Below are 368 nucleotides of genomic sequence, written 5' to 3' on the forward strand. Positions count from 1 at the left end.
TCGGCGCGTGGTACGACGCGGAGGCCTACTTCCGGCGTCGTGCCAAGTGCGGCAGGGCGTTCGAGGTGCCCATACCGGGTTTCGGCGATGTGTTGTTCGTGGCGAAGCCCGCCCACATTCGCGAGTTCCTGAAGATCCCGGTCTCCGCATTCACCCCACCCATGCCCAACCCGATCGAACCGGTTGTCGGGGATGGCTCGATCATTCTGCTGGCCGGTGACCGGCACAAGCAGGAACGCGCGCGCTTTCTGCCCGCACTGCACCATGACCGGGTTCGGCGCTACACCGCGTTGATGTTCGAGTCGGTGCTGGACGAGATCGGGACATGGGAACCCGGCATGACCATCGACTGTCGTGATGCGGCTCAG

General features: G+C 64.4%; 1 pseudogene. It reads left to right on the forward strand.

Annotated elements, in window-relative coordinates:
* Positions 1-98 precede the first annotated feature (98 nt).
* Positions 99-368 (forward strand): annotated as a pseudogene (locus H7I41_RS23435) (cytochrome P450); the annotation flags it as partial.

Origin of the sequence: [Mycobacterium] manitobense (genome assembly GCF_025821665.1) — a bacterium.
Lineage (GTDB): Bacteria > Actinomycetota > Actinomycetes > Mycobacteriales > Mycobacteriaceae > Mycobacterium > Mycobacterium arseniciresistens.